The organism is Nitratireductor soli, from assembly GCF_001050155.1.
GTDB lineage: Bacteria > Pseudomonadota > Alphaproteobacteria > Rhizobiales > Rhizobiaceae > Nitratireductor > Nitratireductor soli.
The window spans coordinates 142,666-157,544 of record NZ_LFVY01000006.1 but is presented as its reverse complement, the minus strand read 5'-3'; the positions used below and the strand labels follow the sequence as shown (position 1 = coordinate 157,544).

The 14,879-nt window shown below is 64.3% G+C and carries 14 protein-coding genes; 4 read left to right on the top strand and 10 right to left on the bottom strand.

Features of this window, described 5'->3' with window-relative positions; translation table 11 throughout:
• Window positions 1-5: 5 nt before the first annotated feature.
• A complete protein-coding gene (locus AB843_RS09355) occupies window positions 6-479 on the bottom strand; it encodes an Lrp/AsnC family transcriptional regulator (protein WP_048646558.1) in 474 nt (157 codons plus the stop codon).
• Window positions 480-633: 154 nt separating this feature from the next.
• Here AB843_RS09355 and ald point away from each other — a divergent pair, with 154 nt between their 5' ends.
• Entirely contained in the window at window positions 634-1,749 is a 1,116-nt protein-coding gene (ald, locus tag AB843_RS09350) for an alanine dehydrogenase (RefSeq protein WP_048646557.1), read from the top strand.
• 93 nt (window positions 1,750-1,842) lie between these two features.
• Here the strand turns inward: ald and AB843_RS09345 are convergent, their stop codons facing one another.
• The 5 genes from AB843_RS09345 to AB843_RS09325 all read right to left on the bottom strand — a co-directional run bounded on the left by AB843_RS09345 (window position 1,843) and on the right by AB843_RS09325 (window position 5,723).
• Entirely contained in the window at window positions 1,843-2,316 is a 474-nt protein-coding gene (locus AB843_RS09345) for a DUF1203 domain-containing protein (RefSeq protein ID WP_048646556.1), read from the bottom strand.
• Between the two features lie 101 nt (window positions 2,317-2,417).
• Complete coding sequence (locus tag AB843_RS09340; RefSeq protein ID WP_048646555.1) at window positions 2,418-2,975, bottom strand: OmpA family protein; 558 nt, start codon at window positions 2,973-2,975, stop codon at window positions 2,418-2,420.
• 93 nt (window positions 2,976-3,068) lie between these two features.
• Entirely contained in the window at window positions 3,069-3,920 is an 852-nt protein-coding gene (gene sseA / locus AB843_RS09335) for a 3-mercaptopyruvate sulfurtransferase (protein ID WP_048646554.1), read from the bottom strand.
• A 25-nt stretch (window positions 3,921-3,945) separates the two neighbouring features.
• Window positions 3,946-4,689 carry an alanyl-tRNA editing protein gene (locus AB843_RS09330; protein WP_048646553.1) on the bottom strand — a complete coding sequence of 248 codons (744 nt, stop codon included), beginning with the start codon at window positions 4,687-4,689 and terminating at the stop codon, window positions 3,946-3,948.
• A complete protein-coding gene (locus tag AB843_RS09325; RefSeq protein WP_048646552.1) occupies window positions 4,689-5,723 on the bottom strand; it encodes a cysteine synthase A in 1,035 nt (344 codons plus the stop codon). Before AB843_RS09325 ends, AB843_RS09330 begins: the two co-directional genes overlap by 1 nt.
• A gap of 257 nt (window positions 5,724-5,980) precedes the next feature.
• Between AB843_RS09325 and AB843_RS09320 the strand changes: the two genes are divergently transcribed.
• Window positions 5,981-6,796 (top strand): SDR family NAD(P)-dependent oxidoreductase, encoded by an 816-nt coding sequence (locus tag AB843_RS09320; protein WP_048646551.1) that lies wholly within the window; start codon window positions 5,981-5,983, stop codon window positions 6,794-6,796.
• 240 nt (window positions 6,797-7,036) lie between these two features.
• On the opposite strand, the gene AB843_RS09315 is transcribed toward AB843_RS09320, so the two are convergent.
• From AB843_RS09315 to ilvA, 4 genes are all read right to left on the bottom strand, one after another.
• A complete protein-coding gene (locus AB843_RS09315) occupies window positions 7,037-8,239 on the bottom strand; it encodes an MFS transporter (protein WP_048646550.1) in 1,203 nt (400 codons plus the stop codon).
• Window positions 8,240-8,467: 228 nt separating this feature from the next.
• Window positions 8,468-9,838: a DEAD/DEAH box helicase gene (locus AB843_RS09310; protein ID WP_048646549.1), complete on the bottom strand. Its 1,371-nt coding sequence runs from the start codon at window positions 9,836-9,838 to the stop codon at window positions 8,468-8,470.
• A 289-nt stretch (window positions 9,839-10,127) separates the two neighbouring features.
• Window positions 10,128-10,664, bottom strand: a complete 537-nt coding sequence (locus AB843_RS09305) for a DUF1697 domain-containing protein (RefSeq protein ID WP_048646548.1) — start codon at window positions 10,662-10,664, stop codon at window positions 10,128-10,130.
• Between the two features lie 45 nt (window positions 10,665-10,709).
• Complete coding sequence (ilvA, locus tag AB843_RS09300) at window positions 10,710-11,996, bottom strand: threonine ammonia-lyase IlvA (RefSeq protein ID WP_048646547.1); 1,287 nt, start codon at window positions 11,994-11,996, stop codon at window positions 10,710-10,712.
• Between the two features lie 138 nt (window positions 11,997-12,134).
• On the opposite strand from ilvA, the gene AB843_RS09295 reads away from it, so the two are divergent.
• The gene (locus tag AB843_RS09295; RefSeq protein ID WP_048646546.1) at window positions 12,135-13,592 is read left to right on the top strand and encodes a TrkH family potassium uptake protein; all 1,458 of its coding nucleotides are present in this window, start codon (window positions 12,135-12,137) and stop codon (window positions 13,590-13,592) included.
• Window positions 13,593-13,681: 89 nt separating this feature from the next.
• Window positions 13,682-14,860, top strand: a complete 1,179-nt coding sequence (locus AB843_RS09290; RefSeq protein WP_048646545.1) for an alpha/beta hydrolase — start codon at window positions 13,682-13,684, stop codon at window positions 14,858-14,860.
• Window positions 14,861-14,879: the final 19 nt, after the last annotated feature.

Genomic DNA, 14,879 nt, shown 5'->3' with positions numbered 1-14,879 from the left:
GGGCATCACGCCATTTGCGGCTTCATGCCGACGGCCGTGCGGTCGATCACCTGGCGCAGGGCAAACGCCGAGTTGATCTTGATGACATGCGGCATGCCGGTCAGCCATTCCTTGTGGATGCGCTCATAGTCCTGCAGGTCGCGCGCCGCGACGCGCAGGATATAGTCGTACTCGCCCGACATCAGGTGGCAGGACACCACGTTCGGGCAACGCTTTACCGCCGCCTCGAACTCGCTCAGCGTCCGTTCGAACTGACCGGACAGTGAAATGTGCACGATCGCCGTCATCGCATGGCCAAGCGCCGCGTTGGAAAGCTCGGCATGATACCCTTTGATCACGCCGCTCTTTTCCAGATTGTCGAGCCGGCGCGAACAGGCAGACTGCGACAGGCCGACCTTCTCGGCCAGCGCCGAATTGGAGATCCGCCCGTCCTGCTGCAACGCATCCAGAATAGCGATATCGATCCTATCCAGGCCCATTGATCGAATTTCCTCCTTCAAAAATCGGACAATGCGCAAGAAGTATCGAATTTTGCCCTTTCCCGCAAATATGTTCGCAAAGACGTTCGGCCTGTTTTGTGGTCTCATGAATTGAGCCAGAAGAATGCACGAAATACTCTTGGAGGAGACTTGGATGCGCGTCGGCTGCCCGAAGGAAATCAAGAACCATGAATACCGCGTCGGCCTGACGCCGGGTTCCGTGCGCGAATATGTGGCGCACGGCCATGATGTGCTGGTGGAAACCGGCGCCGGCGCCGGCATCGGCGCCGATGACAACGCCTATCGCGCCGCCGGCGCGACGATCGCCAAGACGGCCGGCGACGTGTTTGCCAAGTCCGACATGGTGGTCAAGGTCAAGGAGCCGCAGCCGGTCGAATGGGCGCAGCTGCGCGAGAACCAGATCCTCTACACCTATCTGCACCTGGCGCCGGATCCTGACCAGACGCGGGGCCTGGTCGATTCGGGCGTCACCGCCATTGCCTATGAGACCGTCACCGACGGGCGCGGCGGCCTGCCGCTGCTGGCGCCGATGTCGGAGGTTGCCGGACGCCTGGCGATCCAGGCCGGCGCCACCGCGCTGCAAAAGGCGAACGGCGGACGCGGCGTGCTGCTCGGCGGCGTGCCCGGCGTGTTGCCCGGCAAGGTCGCCATCATCGGCGGCGGCGTGGTCGGCCTCAATGCCGCCAAGATGGCGGTCGGCCTCGGTGCCGACGTGACCATTCTCGACCGCTCCATCCCGCGCCTGCGCGAGCTCGACGACATCTTCAACGGCCGCGTTCACACGCGCTATTCCACGGTCGAGGCGCTGGAAGAGGAGTGTTTCTCGTCCGACGTGGTGGTCGGCGCCGTGCTCATCCCCGGCGCCGCCGCGCCAAAACTCGTCACACGCGAAATGCTGTCGGGCATGAAACAGGGTTCGGTGCTGGTCGATGTCGCCATCGACCAGGGCGGCTGTTTTGAGACCTCGCACGCCACCACGCACTCCGAGCCGACCTACGAGGTCGACGGCATCATCCATTATTGCGTCGCCAACATGCCGGGTGCGGTGCCCGTCACCTCGGCGCATGCGCTCAACAACGCCACCTTGCATTATGGCCTTCAGCTCGCCGACAAGGGTTTGACGGCGCTGGTCGACGACATCAACTTGCGCAATGGCCTGAACGTCCACAAGGGCCGCATCACCAACCGCGCCGTCGCCGAGGCGCTGGGCTATGAAATGGCCGAGCCGCAGGCGGCACTGGCCGCCTGACGCGGCCCAGCATTCCTCCCCAAACTGCCCGCCGGAAACGGCGGGCATTTTTTGTCGCATTGCTTCCCTGCCAGCCCGGCGGTTGCCGGCGTCCTATGCCCGCTCGATGCGCACCTGGTAGCAATTATACTGGGCCGACCGCATGTGCAGATAGGCGATGTCGTCGCGCTGCAGGAGCGCGTGTGCCCTTGTGCAGATGTCCTTCTTGGGCGTCACCGCACCCGTGCCGTAGACGATGCGGTCGTCATGTCCATAGCCGCGCAACAGCCAGTCCGGACGGGCGCGAAAGAGTTCCGGCATGACATCGCTGTCGGGCGCGCGCTCGCACGGTTCGGCGCACAGGAAGATCGGACCGGTCTCCGCATAGGGCTGCGTCTCGGGAAACGGCCGGTAAGCAAGGATCAGATAGGGCCTGCCCGCCTTTACGCCGCGCAGGCAATGGCGGCAGGGAATGCCCTGGCCGTCGGAAATCCGGCGCTCCGGCGCGTTGCCATAGGCATCCGGCGCGCCGGAGCGAAGCGCATCCGCCTCGTCGCTCGACATGGCGGTGAATTTGATCAGTCCCATGATTGTTCTCCTTCGACAATTGGAGGAGAACAGTGCGCGCGCTGCATACGGGTTTCCACCCGTTTCCGGAGCGGCGCCCGCCGCCGAAAGCGCCTGAGCGGTCAGCGAACGAAGTCGTCGATGCGCCTGAGCGTCACGCGGCGGTTCTGCCAGTTTTCGTTGGGGGTCTGCACGAGCAGGTATTCCTCGCCATAGCCGACCGTTTCCATCATCCGCGAGGGCACGCCGAATTCACGGGCCAGCACCCGCTTCAACGAGGCCGCGCGCTGCTCGGAAAGGCGCTGGTTGTAGCCGAAGGACCCAACCGCATCCGTATGCCCCTCAAGCAGCACGAGCGTGCCCGGACGCCGCCGGCGCAACGCGTTGAGCGCGTTGGCGATCTGCTCGACCTTGCGGAACTGCGAATAGGGGATTTCGGCCGAATCGAATGCGAAATTGATCGCCTGTATATCGATCGAAGGTGCCCGGCGGCGCAGCTCGGGCCGGCGCTTCAATTCGCGCACGGTCACCCGGTCCTGCGGGCGGACACGCTGCGCCGGTGCCGCTTCCAGCCGGCGCTGGATTTGCGAGGCCGACGGCATGGCCGACTGCGCCACGGCCGCACCCGGCACGAAACAGGCTGCGATCGCGGCTCCAAGCATTTGACGGCGGTTCAGCATTTTGCGTCCTTTCAAGACAACAGTTCAACCAGTGCGCATATTTCCGCGCAACGGCTGAATTGATGATGAACGGCCCGTTGTCCGTTTGTCAGCTTACGGTTTTCCGGTTTCGACCGGTGTATCCGCCAGGCCACCCCACTCGCTCCAGGAGCCGTCATAAAGGCGATTGTCCGTGTGCCCGACCGTCTCCAGCGCCAGCGTGACGACCGCCGCCGTCACGCCCGACCCGCACGAGGTGACGACGGGCTTGTCCAGATCGACGCCCGCTTCGGCAAACAGCGCGCGCAGCTCGGCAATCGGCAAGAGCTTGCCGTCGCGCGACAATGCCGATGCCGGGACGTTGCGCGCTCCCGGCATATGGCCCGAGCGCATGCCGGCGCGCGGCTCCGGCTCCACGCCGGTAAACCGCCCTGCCGGCCGCGCGTCGGCGATCTGCACGCCGCGCTCGGCGACAATGCCGCGCATCGCCTCCAGGCTGGCCACCCGCCCCTCATCGAATTCCGCGTCAAAGACGCTCGGAGCAATCTTCGTCGGCGTCGCCGTCAACGGCCGTCCTTCGGCGCGCCAGCCATCCAGCCCGCCCTCCAGCACCCTCACATTGCCGGCGCCCATGACGCGGAACATCCACCAGACGCGCGGCGCGGAAAACAGGCCCGGCCCGTCATAAACGACGATGGTGTCGTCGCGGGTGATTCCCATCGCGCCGGCATGGCGGGCAAAGGTCTGCGCGTCGGGCAGCGCATGCGGCAGGCTGGATTTCACATCGACCACCGCGTCCTGGTCGAAAAACACGGCGCCCGGGAGGTGCCCCGCCTCATACTCGCCGCGCGCATCGCGTCCCTGGGCCGGCAGGTACCAGGAAGCATCGACGATCGACAGCCCCGGATCGTTCAGATGCTGCTCCAGCCAGTCGGCGGAAACGGTAAACCGGCCCGTGTCGTCCATGATCCCTCGCTCGTTTCGTTGTTCATCAGGTGGTCGGCATCGGTCCGAAGCGAATGCGGAAGCGGCGGTTTTCCCGTCCCTTCTTCTCGATCTTGCCGATGTGGATCTCGCCCACTTCGCCGGTGCGCGCCACATGCGTGCCGCCGCAGGGCTGGCTGTCGATGGCGGCCTCCTCGCCGATACACACGAGGCGGACGCGCCCGGCACCTTGCGGCGGGCGCACATTCTTCGATTTCACCAGCCCCGGATTGGCCGCCAGATCGTCCTCGCTGATCCAGCGGTTGAAGATCGGATGGTCGCCCCGTACGAGCTCCATCAGCTTGTCGGTGACGTCCTCCCTGGTGAAGCCGGCGTCCGGCAGGTCGAAATCGACCCGCGAATCCTCCTCGCTGACCGAAGCCCCGGTGATCGGGAACGGACAGATCACGCTGAGCAGGTGGCAGGCCGTGTGCATGCGCATCAGGCGAAAACGCCGTTCCCAGTCAATCGCCATCTGCAGGGTCTCACCCGGCTCGGGCAGGGCCTGGCCGGCTGTCGGCACATGGATGATCTGCTCCTTGGTTTCGCCGGTTACCGTCGCGGCGATCTCGATCGCCGCGCCGTCCGCCCGCGTCAGCCGGCCCGTATCGCCCGGCTGGCCACCCGACGTGGCATAAAAGACGGTCCGGTCGAGCAGGATTCCGCCGCGATCGTTGACCGCCACCACCTGCGCCGCGCCATCACGCAGATAGGCGTCTTCGCGAAACAATATCTCGGTGCGCATGTCCATCAGGCGACCGCCTCGAACGGCATGTCGATCGTCGGTGTCTCTTCCATCCAGGCCGGCACCGGCAGGTTCTTCTCGCGCAGGAACGCCGGATTGAACATCTTCGACTGGTAGCGCGTGCCGTAGTCGCAGAGGATCGTCACGATGCGATGCCCCGGTCCCAATTCGCGCGCCAGGCGGATGGCGCCAGCAATGTTGACGCCCGTCGAGCCGCCGAGGCACAGCCCTTCGTTCTGCACCATGTCGAAGACGATCGGCAGCGCCTCCTCGTCCGGGATCTGATAGGAAAAGTCCGGCGCAAACCCGTCCAGATTGGCTGTGATGCGCCCCTGGCCGATCCCTTCAGTGATCGAGCTGCCCTCGGATTTGAGCACACCGTCGGTGTAGAAGCTGTAGAGCGCGGCCCCCATCGGGTCGGCCAGTGCGATCTTCACATCCCGGCTTCTGCCACGCAGCCCCTCGCCGACGCCGGCCAGCGTGCCGCCGGTGCCGACCGCCGAGACGAACCCGTCGACCTTGCCGTCCGTCTGCCGCCAGATTTCCTCGGCCGTCGTGCGGACGTGCCCGTCGCGGTTGGCGACATTGTCGAACTGGTTGGCCCAGATCGCACCGTTCGGCTCGTTCTTGGCAAGCTGCTCGGCCAGCCGCCCGGAGACTTTGACATAGTTGTTGGGATTCTTGTATGGCACCGCCGGAACCTCGATCAGCTCGGCTCCCAGCACACGCAGCGCATCCTTTTTTTCCTGGCTCTGGGTGTCGGGGATGACGATGACGGTGCGATAGCCCAGCGCCTTCGCCACCACCGTCAAGCCGATGCCCGTATTGCCAGCCGTACCCTCGACGATCACGCCGCCCGGCTTGAGCAGGCCGCGCTTTTCCGCGTCGCGGATGATGAACAGGCCGGCACGGTCCTTCACCGATTGGCCGGGATTCATGAATTCGGCCTTGCCGTAGATCTCGCAGCCCGTCTCCTCCGAAGCCCGCTTCAAGCGGATCAACGGTGTGTTTCCGATGGCGTCGACAACCGAGTTTTTCATACGAACCTCTTCCAATTTTCGGCGAAGGGTAGAAAGCCCGCTGCCGGCTTGCAAGGAGGGATTTTGCGCCCATGCCGCAAACCGCGCAAAGCCATCGCGTTTTGCCGGAAAGCGCATGCCGCCCGCCTTGCGATCCGGGACTGGTCCGTTTTCGCACGCTGACGCCGATTTCTGTGACACCACCGTTCCTTGCCGCTTTTCAATTGTGGCGTCGGCCGTTAAGTCTGCCAACCGACACGCATATTTATGGGGATGGCATGAGGCTCTACAGGGCCAATCCGGCGGATGGAATTGTCTGGATCACCGGCGCCAGCACGGGCATCGGGCGGGCGCTCGCGCTCCACCTGGCCCGGCAGGGCTACACGGTAGCGGCGACGGCGCGCGCCGAGGACAATCTTGGCTCCATCACCAGGGAAAGCGTGGAGATGAAGGGCCGCATCTTCACCTTTCCCTGCGACGTGACGAACGAGACCGGCATGGAGCGCACCGTCATAGCCATCGAAAAGACCCTTGGCCCCATCGTTCTCGCCGTCTTCAATGCGGGCGCCTATCTGCCGGTGCGCGGCGATCGGCTGGAAACCACCAATTTTCTGCGCAGCTACCAGATCAACGTGTTCGGCACACTCAACGGCCTGGTGCCGGTCGCCGACCGCATGCGCGACAGGGGCTATGGCCAGATCGCCGTCATGGGTTCCGTCACGGCTTTTTTCGGCATGCCGTCGGCAGCCGCCTACGGCTCGACCAAAGCCGCCTTGAACAACATGCTGGAAGGCTTGCGCTTCGATCTGGAGAAGATGAACATCCGCGCCCAGATCATCAACCCCGGCTTTGTCGCGACCCCGCTGACCGAGAAGACAAGCTTCCGCATGCCGGCCCTGCTCACCGTTGATCAGGCTTCCAGGCGCATTGCCGCCGGTCTGCGGCGCGGCGGTTATGAAATCACCTTTCCGCGCCGGCTCGTCTGGCCACTCAAATTCCTGCGCCTGTTTCCCAAGCCGATCGTCTTCTTCGTGCTGAATCGCCTGACCGGCTGGAACAAGCGCCCCGTCGGTCCACGCAAGACCAGGCGATAGGCCTGATTGCTAGTGCAACGCTTCAATCGAAATGAAGGCTTCGCATTCATTTCGATTGAAGCAAAGTTGCCCTAGATTCAATAATTTAGTGGCCTGCTTGTCCCAGTCCAAACCTATCGGTTTGGTTGGGGCAGGACACTACGGCATTTCCATTCTTCTCCGAGTCACGGAAATGCCCTATCTCATGGTTCTTGAGCAATTCTAGACGGAAAACCGGTTCCCACTTTTCCTGGAATTGCTCTAGGCACGCCGCATCTCAGGCGGCGCATCGCGGCAGAACAGATAGATGGCAACCGCTGTCGCAAGCAGCAGCGCATAGAAGATGAACAGTGTCTGATAGGCTATGGCCGGTTGACCCGGCACGGCGCTCGCCGCCACCACCCCGCCCGTGGCAAACTGCATGACGCCCGCCCCGCCAACCGAGAAGAAATTGAGCAGTGTCACCCCACGCCCGGTCAGATGCGCCGGCAGGAAAGCGCGGCCATGCGTCATCAGCAAACCGTAGCTGGCGCCGCACAGGCCGATGACGACCAGGACAATGGTGGTTGCGGCGACACCGGTTACCGGGAAGACCGCCAGCCAGACGATCGCCGCCAGGCCCACCGCATTGCCGCCGACAGCGACCCATTTGCGCGTTCTGAAAAACGTATCGAGCGGTCCGTAGAGGAAACTGCCGACCGACATTGCCAGCGCCATGAACAACGTCACCTGGCCGATCAGCAACGCGCCCGCACCATAGACATCGGCCAGGTAGGGCCCCGCCCAAAGCCCGCGAATGCCGGCCGCCGGCGCATAATTCAGGGCCGTCAGCGGCAGGATCGGCCACAGAACCCGCAGCCGCATCAGTTCCAGATAGCCGCCAAACCCCTGCCCGCCGGCCCCACCACGCGAAGCATCCTCCGGATCGCGCACGAGGAACGTGATGGCAAGCCCCGTCAGGATGGTAAAGATGGACAATCCTGCCATGACACCGCGCCAGCCAAAGGCCGCCGCCGCGGCCGCCATCGGCGCCGAGCCGATGACATTGCCCATCGTGCCGAAACCCACCAGCCCGGAGATCAGGATCGCCAGGCGAGCCGGCGAGTAGGATTTTGCGAAGATGAAGACCGATGCCATCAGCACGGCAGAACAGCCGGCCCCGTTGAGCGTCATCGCCACGATGATCGTCATCGGGTCGGGCGCTGCAGCAAACAGCGCCGCCCCGCCACCGCCGCAGACGGTCAGCAAAAACGCCGCCGTCCGGCGCGGCCCGTAGCGGTCGAGCGACACGCCGACGACGAATTGCATCAGCGCGAAGCTGATGAACCAGGCCCCCGACGCCATCGACAATTCGGCTTTGGATATTCCCAGCTCCGCCGTCAGGGACGGTGTCAGAACGGCCAGAAACGAACGGTAGAATTGCGACAGGATGTATCCGATCGCCAGAGCGGCAAGTCCGGCCATGGTATCCGCGCCCTCCTCCCGGCCCAGCGTCGCGCAGCATGATCATCGTGCCTAGAGCATTTTGCAGTCAGGTGGAATCACCTGACGTCTGCATAAATGCGGAAAAACAAAGAGATAGATCGGTTCAGCGTTTCCATAAAACACTGAACCGGTCTAGCGCATCGCTGGATCAGGAACAATTAGGCCAGCCGGACCGTGGACAACTCCAGCCGCAACGCCTCAATCGCGTCAAGCGGCGTATGCACCCTGACGCCTGCCGCGATTGTTGCGCTTGCGCTGACCGGGCTTGCCGTCCGACCGGCGGCCTTCACCAGCGCCGGCGCCGGCATGCTGAGGCTTGCGCGCCGGCCGCTTCTGCTGGCCGCGTGTCGCGTCGTTATTGGCTTTCGGCTGCGCATGCCGCGGGCCGCCATTGGCGTCGGCCGCGCTGCGCGCAGGATCGGGTTCGCCGGTGTGATCGGCCGTCACCGCCAGCCGCATGCGAATGGTCTTCTCGACCGCCCGCAGCTTGTCGCTCTCGGCTGGATCGCACAGCGTCACGGCTTCGCCCGACGCGCCGTTGCGGCCCGTGCGGCCGATGCGGTGCACATAGCTCTCCGGCTGGTCGGGCAGGTCGAAATTCACCACATGGCTGATGCCAGGCACATCGATGCCGCGCGCCGCGATATCGGTCGCCACCAGGATGCGCACGGAGCCGTCGCGGAACCCGTTGAGCGCCCTCTGGCGGGCGTTTTGCGACTTGTTGCCGTGAATCACCGCCGCCTCGAAGCCATCACGCTCCAGGTCGCGCGTCACGCGATCGGCGCCATGCTTGGTGCGGGCAAAAACGATCACCGAGCGCATGCTCTCGTCGGCCAGCATGTCGGACAGAACCTTGCGCTTCTGCTTGGTGCGCGCCATCACCAGGCGCTGATTGATCTCGACGGCCGTCGTCGACTGCTTGGCGACCTCGACGCGCACCGGCTGCTTCAGCAGGCTGGCTGCAAGCTGTTCGATCTCGCGCGGCATGGTGGCCGAAAACAGCGACGTCTGGCGGTCGGCATGGGTGGCGCGGGCGATCCGGCGCACATCGTTGATGAAGCCCATATCCAGCATGCGGTCGGCCTCGTCGAGCACCAGCCAGCGGGTTTCGGCCAGCGACAGCTCGCCGGACTTGACCAGGTCGGTCAGGCGGCCTGGCGTGGCGATCACCACGTCGACGCCCTGCGCCACGCGGCGCACCTGGCTGCTGCGCGAAACGCCGCCGAGCACCAGCGCCGTCGACACATGCGCATGGTGCGACAGCTTGCGCACCACTTCGTCGATCTGCACGGCGAGTTCGCGCGTCGGGCACAGAATCAGCGCCCGCGCCGTTTTGCGCACCCGCTTCGTGCCGAGCGCCATGATCTTCGAAAGGATCGGCAGCGCGAAGGCCGCCGTCTTGCCCGACCCGGTCTGGGCGATGCCAAGCACATCCTTGCCCGCAAGCATGGACGGGATCGCCTGTTCCTGGATCGGCTTGGGCATGGTGAAGCCAGCGTCCATCGTGGCCTTCAACAAGGTTCCCGAAATGCCGAGTTCCGCGAAACCTATCTGTTTCGCATTGTTATCGTTGGTCAAATCAATCTTCTTTCATACGCGGCCGCGCTTGACGCGCCGCAAAATATCCGCGGCGGGGCGCAACCCGTCGAATAACTGCTTCGGTGAACGACAAGACGCCGGGGCAAGGGCCCCATGCGGCTGCGCTGTCGCGCCGGGATACTCCCGGCTTCGCTTCCGCCAAACGGCGAAAGCTCCAGACGCAACCAGTCTCTGCAAAGAAAGCCGGTTAATACCGGCCCATGCGTCTATGCGCCATATGGGCCATAGGCCCTCACAATGCAAACAAATAATTGTGCGCCGCAGCAGATCAGCCGTCGCGCGCCAGTCTCTGCAGCGCCAGCATGCTGCGCCAGTTGCGCGCCGTCATCGCCACCTGCAGGGTCGGCTCGATCTTCGGCGCGAAGGACGACCTTCCCATACCGTCGGGCGTGTGGAGATACAGCGTGCGGCCGTTCACATGGAAGCGTTCCGTGCCCGTCGCCTTGGCCTCCAGCGCCGCGACCGCCTGCTTTCCAGGCTCCGCGTCGAGCGCGAAGACATGGACCTGTGTCGGTTCGTCGTCGGCCTGGGCAAACGGGTTGCCGGCGATCATGCGGTCCCAGTCGTCGGCGCTGCGCGCCATGACGGCCTTGTCGAAACCCATCTGTTGCCGCACGGCTTCGGCGACCGTTTTCACCACACCTGCTTCATCCAATGCCGAGGTCAAGACGGCGTTGCCGCTGTTGATGTAGGTCGCGACATTCTCGAAGCCGGCCTCGCCCAGCACGACCTTCAATTGCTTGACGGGCAATTGCGTCGCGCCGCCGACACCGCGAAACAGAATGATGTAGCGGGATTTGGCCATGGCATTTCCCCGGGTGAGATGACTGGAGTTCAGATGATCAGTGGTTCAGATGATCAGTCCGGCGATGGTGTCGTTGTCGGTGATGTCCTGATGCGCCCAGCCGGCCTTGTCGAAGCGCTCGGTCAGGACGTCGAAATTGGCGCGATTGCGCGTTTCGATGCCGATCAGCACGGAACCGAAATTGCGTGCCGACTTCTTCAGGTACTCGAAGCGCGTGATGTCGTCTTCCGGGCCGAGCAGGTCGAGGAAATCGCGCAGCGCGCCGGGGCGCTGGGGAAAGCGGAAGATGAAGTATTTCTTCAGCCCCTCGAAGCGCAGCGCCCGTTCCTTGACATCCGGCAGGCGCTCGAAATCGAAATTGCCGCCCGACACCACAGCCACGACCGTGCGGCCGGCCAGCGTCTCGGGCGAAAAATCCTTCAGCGCATCGATGGCCAACGCGCCGGCCGGCTCGAGCACCACGCCCTCGATGTTGAGCATCTCGATCATCGTCGCGCAAAGCCGGTTCTCCGGCACCAGATGCACCGCGCTCGCGTCGAAACCCTGCAGGTGCGAAAACGGCTCGGCGCCGATCTCGGCCACCGCCGCGCCGTCGACGAAATTGTCCACTTGCGCCAGCCGCACCGGCCGGTCCTCGACCAGCGCCTGCTGCAGGCTTGCCGCACCGGCGGGTTCGGCGAAGGCAAATTCGCCCGCCTGTTCGCTGTCGCGCAGGAAGCGGGTGACACCGGAGGCAAGCCCGCCGCCGCCGACCGGCAGGACGATCAGGCTTTCAGTAATTTTCGCATCGGTTTCGCGTTGCATCTGAGCGGCGATCTCGAAGGCAACCGTAGCCTGGCCCTCGATGATGTCGGGGTGATCGAAGGGCGGCACCATCATGCCGCCGCTCTCGGCGGCAAACTGGTGCGCCGCACGATAGCAATCGTCGAAAAAATCGCCGACCAGCCGGATTTCCACGAACACGCCGCCAAAAATCCGCGTCTTGTCGATCTTCTGTTGCGGTGTCGTGACCGGCATGAAAACGACGCCGCGCCGGCCGAAGTGTCGGCAGACATAGGCAAACCCCTGGGCGTGGTTGCCCGCCGAGGCGCAAACGAAGTTCGCTTCACCCGCCCCGCCGGCAACCGCCTTGCGAAAGAAGTTGAAGGCGCCGCGCAACTTGTAGGAACGCACCGGCGTCAGATCCTCGCGCTTCAGGAACACGCGCGCGCCTGTCTTCTTCGACAGATAATCGTTCTCCTGCAGCGGCGTCTCGGGGAACAGGGCACGCAGCGCCTCGGCCGCCTCGCCGACCCCGGCAATGAAACCGCCGGCTTTTCCCTGTGCGTCCATCCTGTCCCTTGCCTGTGCTCGATCGGTACTCTAACCGGCTATTGCATATCGGGGCGCGTGACGCCACTCTCGCCCCGATATGCATGTGAGGCAGCCTGAGCAAGAACGCCACAACAGAGCAACCCGGGGTTTCACTCATTGCAGTATTTAGCCATCCGCGCCGCGCTTCACATCGCGGCGATGTTCGCGATTTACCTCTCGGCCGCCATGCTCGTCCCAGCCGCCGTCGATCTCTACTACGGCAATGACGATTGGCGCGTGTTCGCCTTTTCCGCCCTGTTCACCGGCGGGCTGGCGTTCGGCGTCTCGCTCGCCACCCAGGGGCGCGCGCCAGTCATCTCGTCGCGCTTCGGCTTCCTGGTGGTCAATCTGCTGTGGCTGACCGCCTGCGCCGTCGGCGCCGTGCCGATGATTGCCTCTTCGGTCGAATTCAGCCTTTCCGACGCTGTTTTCGAATCGGTCTCCGGCGTGACGGCCACCGGCGCGACGGTGATCGTCGGCCTCGACGGCATGCCGCCCGGCCTGCTCTTATGGCGCTCTATCCTGCAATGGATCGGCGGGCTCGGCGTGATCGCCCTCGGCCTGTTCGTCCTGCCCTTCCTGAATGTCGGCGGCGTGTCCTATTTCCGCATCGAATCCTCCGACATCGAAGACCGCCCCTTCGACCGTTTCTCGACCTTCGCGGTCGGCCTGGTCAGCATCTACGCCTTGCTGACGCTGGCTTGTGCCGTCGCCTACGCTGCCGCCGGCATGCGCACTTTCGACGCCCTCAACCACGCGATGACCACGGTCGCCACCGCCGGCTTCTCCACCCACGACGCCTCGATGGGGCACTACGGCGACAATTCCGCAATCCTTTGGGTCGGCACGCTGTTCATGTTCATCGGCGCCCTGCCCTTCTCCATCCTGATCCTGTTTGCCGTGCGCGGCCGTCTCGATGCGCTGCGCGATCCGCAGATCCGCGTCTTCGCCGGCTATGTGGTGGTGTTCGTCCTGGCCGTGGCGATCTACATGCGCGTCGCCAACGATCAGCCATTCTTCGACGCACTGACCCATGCGGCATTCAACTTCGTCTCGATCATCACCACCACCGGCTATGCCAGCGACGACTATTCGCAATGGGGCCCGTTCGCCGTCGCCGCGGCCTTCGTCGCCATGTTCCTCGGCGGCTGCTCCGGCTCGACCACCGGCGGCATCAAGGCCTATCGCTTCCTGATCCTGTTCAAGCTGCTCGCCAACGGCCTGCGTCGCTTCGTCTATCCGAGCACGGTGGTCACCGTGCGCTACGGCGACCGGCCGGTGGAGGACGATCTGCAGCGGGCCGTGGTCCTGTTCATGTCGGCGTTTCTGGTCATCTGGGCGCTCATCATCTTGATGCTCGCGGCGACGGGCCTCGATTTCGTCACCGCCATCTCGGCCGCCCTCACCGGACTGACCAATGTCGGCCCCGGCCTCGGCCCCATCGTCGGGCCGGCCGGTACCTTCGCGCCGGTGCCCGACATCGCCAAATGGATCATGGCGCTGGCCATGCTGATGGGCAGGCTTGAAATTCTGGCGGTTCTCGTCATCTTCACGCCTGTTTTCTGGGAGAGATAGCGCCATCCGCGGCGGCGGTCGTCTTTTACCGGCTGGCGCGCGCGGCATTTTCCCATAGGATCAATCGGGGCGGACAGGATCGGTACCGGATGTTTTTTCGTTTGCTCCACCATTGTGTTGCGCTGCTGCTCGTCGCGACGATCACCGGCTGCGCCAATCCCAACCCGGCCCGGCTTCTGGCGCGCACCATCGCACCGGCAACCGAAGCCGAAATCGCCGGAACCCACAACATCTTCATTGCCACCAACCGCGCCTCGACCCAGGCGCCAGGGGAGATATTCGACGGCGGGAGAGCCAGGCAGACCGCCTTCGCGCAGGTCGAGATCACCATTCCCACCGTCCACGAGACCGGCAAGATGGAACTCGCCCCCAATCCCGTGGTCGCAGACCCGGCCCGCTATTTCGCCGCCCGGCGCGCAACGCTCTACCCCGAGGACAAGCAGTTCGAGGCGGCGCTCACCAAGGATATTGCCGCCCATGACGGCCGCGCCCTGGTCTTCATCCACGGCTACAACACCGGCTTCGACGCCGCCGTCTACCGCGCAGCGCAGATATTTCATGACGCGCAGTACAGCGGCACGCCGATCCTCTTTTCCTGGCCGTCGGCCGGCCGCACCATCGACTATGTCTACGACAACAACAGCGCCACCACCGCCCGTGACGCGCTTGAGGAGACGCTGCGCATGGTGGCTCGGGCGGGCGCCAAGCGCATCGACATCGTCGCCCATTCCATGGGCAGTTGGGTGACCATGGAGGCGCTCAGGCAATTGGCGATAACCGGCAACCGCGATCTGGGCGGCCGGCTGGCCGATGTGGTGTTGGCCTCGCCCGATATCGACATCGACGTGTTCAAGGGCCAGATGCGACGCTATGGCGTTCCCGACAAGCCGTTTGCTGTCCTGACATCGCAGAACGACCGCGCGCTCACCCTGTCGGGCTTCATCGCCGGCAACCAGCCACGCCTGGGCGATTACCGCGACGCCGCCGACCTGGCCGACCTCGGCGTAACGGTCATCGATGTCACCAACGTCTCGTCGGGCGATTGGCTCAACCACACGAAATTCGCGGAGAATCCTGTCTTGGTGCGGCTCCTGGGCGAGCGCCTGTCGAGCGAGGGCGAACTCGACGAGCGCAGTCCGGACGTGATGGTCGGCCGGATGGAAAGCCTGGTGCGCGGCATCGGCCAGACAGTCGGCAGCGCCGCCGACATCGTCATCACCACGCCGCTGCAGGTGATCGAGCTGGCGACGGGGCAGCCGCGGCGCTGAGGCAGCGCACCGCTCCGCA

What these genes read in the sequence shown, in the direction of transcription:
- AB843_RS09325 (WP_048646552.1), bottom strand. Translation starts at nt 5,723, where the DNA reads ATGAAAAACTCGGTTGTCGACGCCATCGGAAACACACCGTTGATCCGC.
- AB843_RS09345 (WP_048646556.1), bottom strand. Translation starts at nt 2,316, where the DNA reads ATGGGACTGATCAAATTCACCGCCATGTCGAGCGACGAGGCGGATGCG.
- AB843_RS09340 (WP_048646555.1), bottom strand. Translation starts at nt 2,975, where the DNA reads ATGCTGAACCGCCGTCAAATGCTTGGAGCCGCGATCGCAGCCTGTTTC.
- AB843_RS09305 (WP_048646548.1), bottom strand. Translation starts at nt 10,664, where the DNA reads ATGGCCAAATCCCGCTACATCATTCTGTTTCGCGGTGTCGGCGGCGCG.
- AB843_RS09355 (WP_048646558.1), bottom strand. Translation starts at nt 479, where the DNA reads ATGGGCCTGGATAGGATCGATATCGCTATTCTGGATGCGTTGCAGCAG.
- AB843_RS09320 (WP_048646551.1), top strand. Translation starts at nt 5,981, where the DNA reads ATGAGGCTCTACAGGGCCAATCCGGCGGATGGAATTGTCTGGATCACC.
- AB843_RS09290 (WP_048646545.1), top strand. Translation starts at nt 13,682, where the DNA reads ATGTTTTTTCGTTTGCTCCACCATTGTGTTGCGCTGCTGCTCGTCGCG.
- ald (WP_048646557.1), top strand. Translation starts at nt 634, where the DNA reads ATGCGCGTCGGCTGCCCGAAGGAAATCAAGAACCATGAATACCGCGTC.
- ilvA (WP_048646547.1), bottom strand. Translation starts at nt 11,996, where the DNA reads ATGGACGCACAGGGAAAAGCCGGCGGTTTCATTGCCGGGGTCGGCGAG.
- AB843_RS09315 (WP_048646550.1), bottom strand. Translation starts at nt 8,239, where the DNA reads ATGGCCGGACTTGCCGCTCTGGCGATCGGATACATCCTGTCGCAATTC.
- sseA (WP_048646554.1), bottom strand. Translation starts at nt 3,920, where the DNA reads ATGGACGACACGGGCCGGTTTACCGTTTCCGCCGACTGGCTGGAGCAG.
- AB843_RS09330 (WP_048646553.1), bottom strand. Translation starts at nt 4,689, where the DNA reads ATGGACATGCGCACCGAGATATTGTTTCGCGAAGACGCCTATCTGCGT.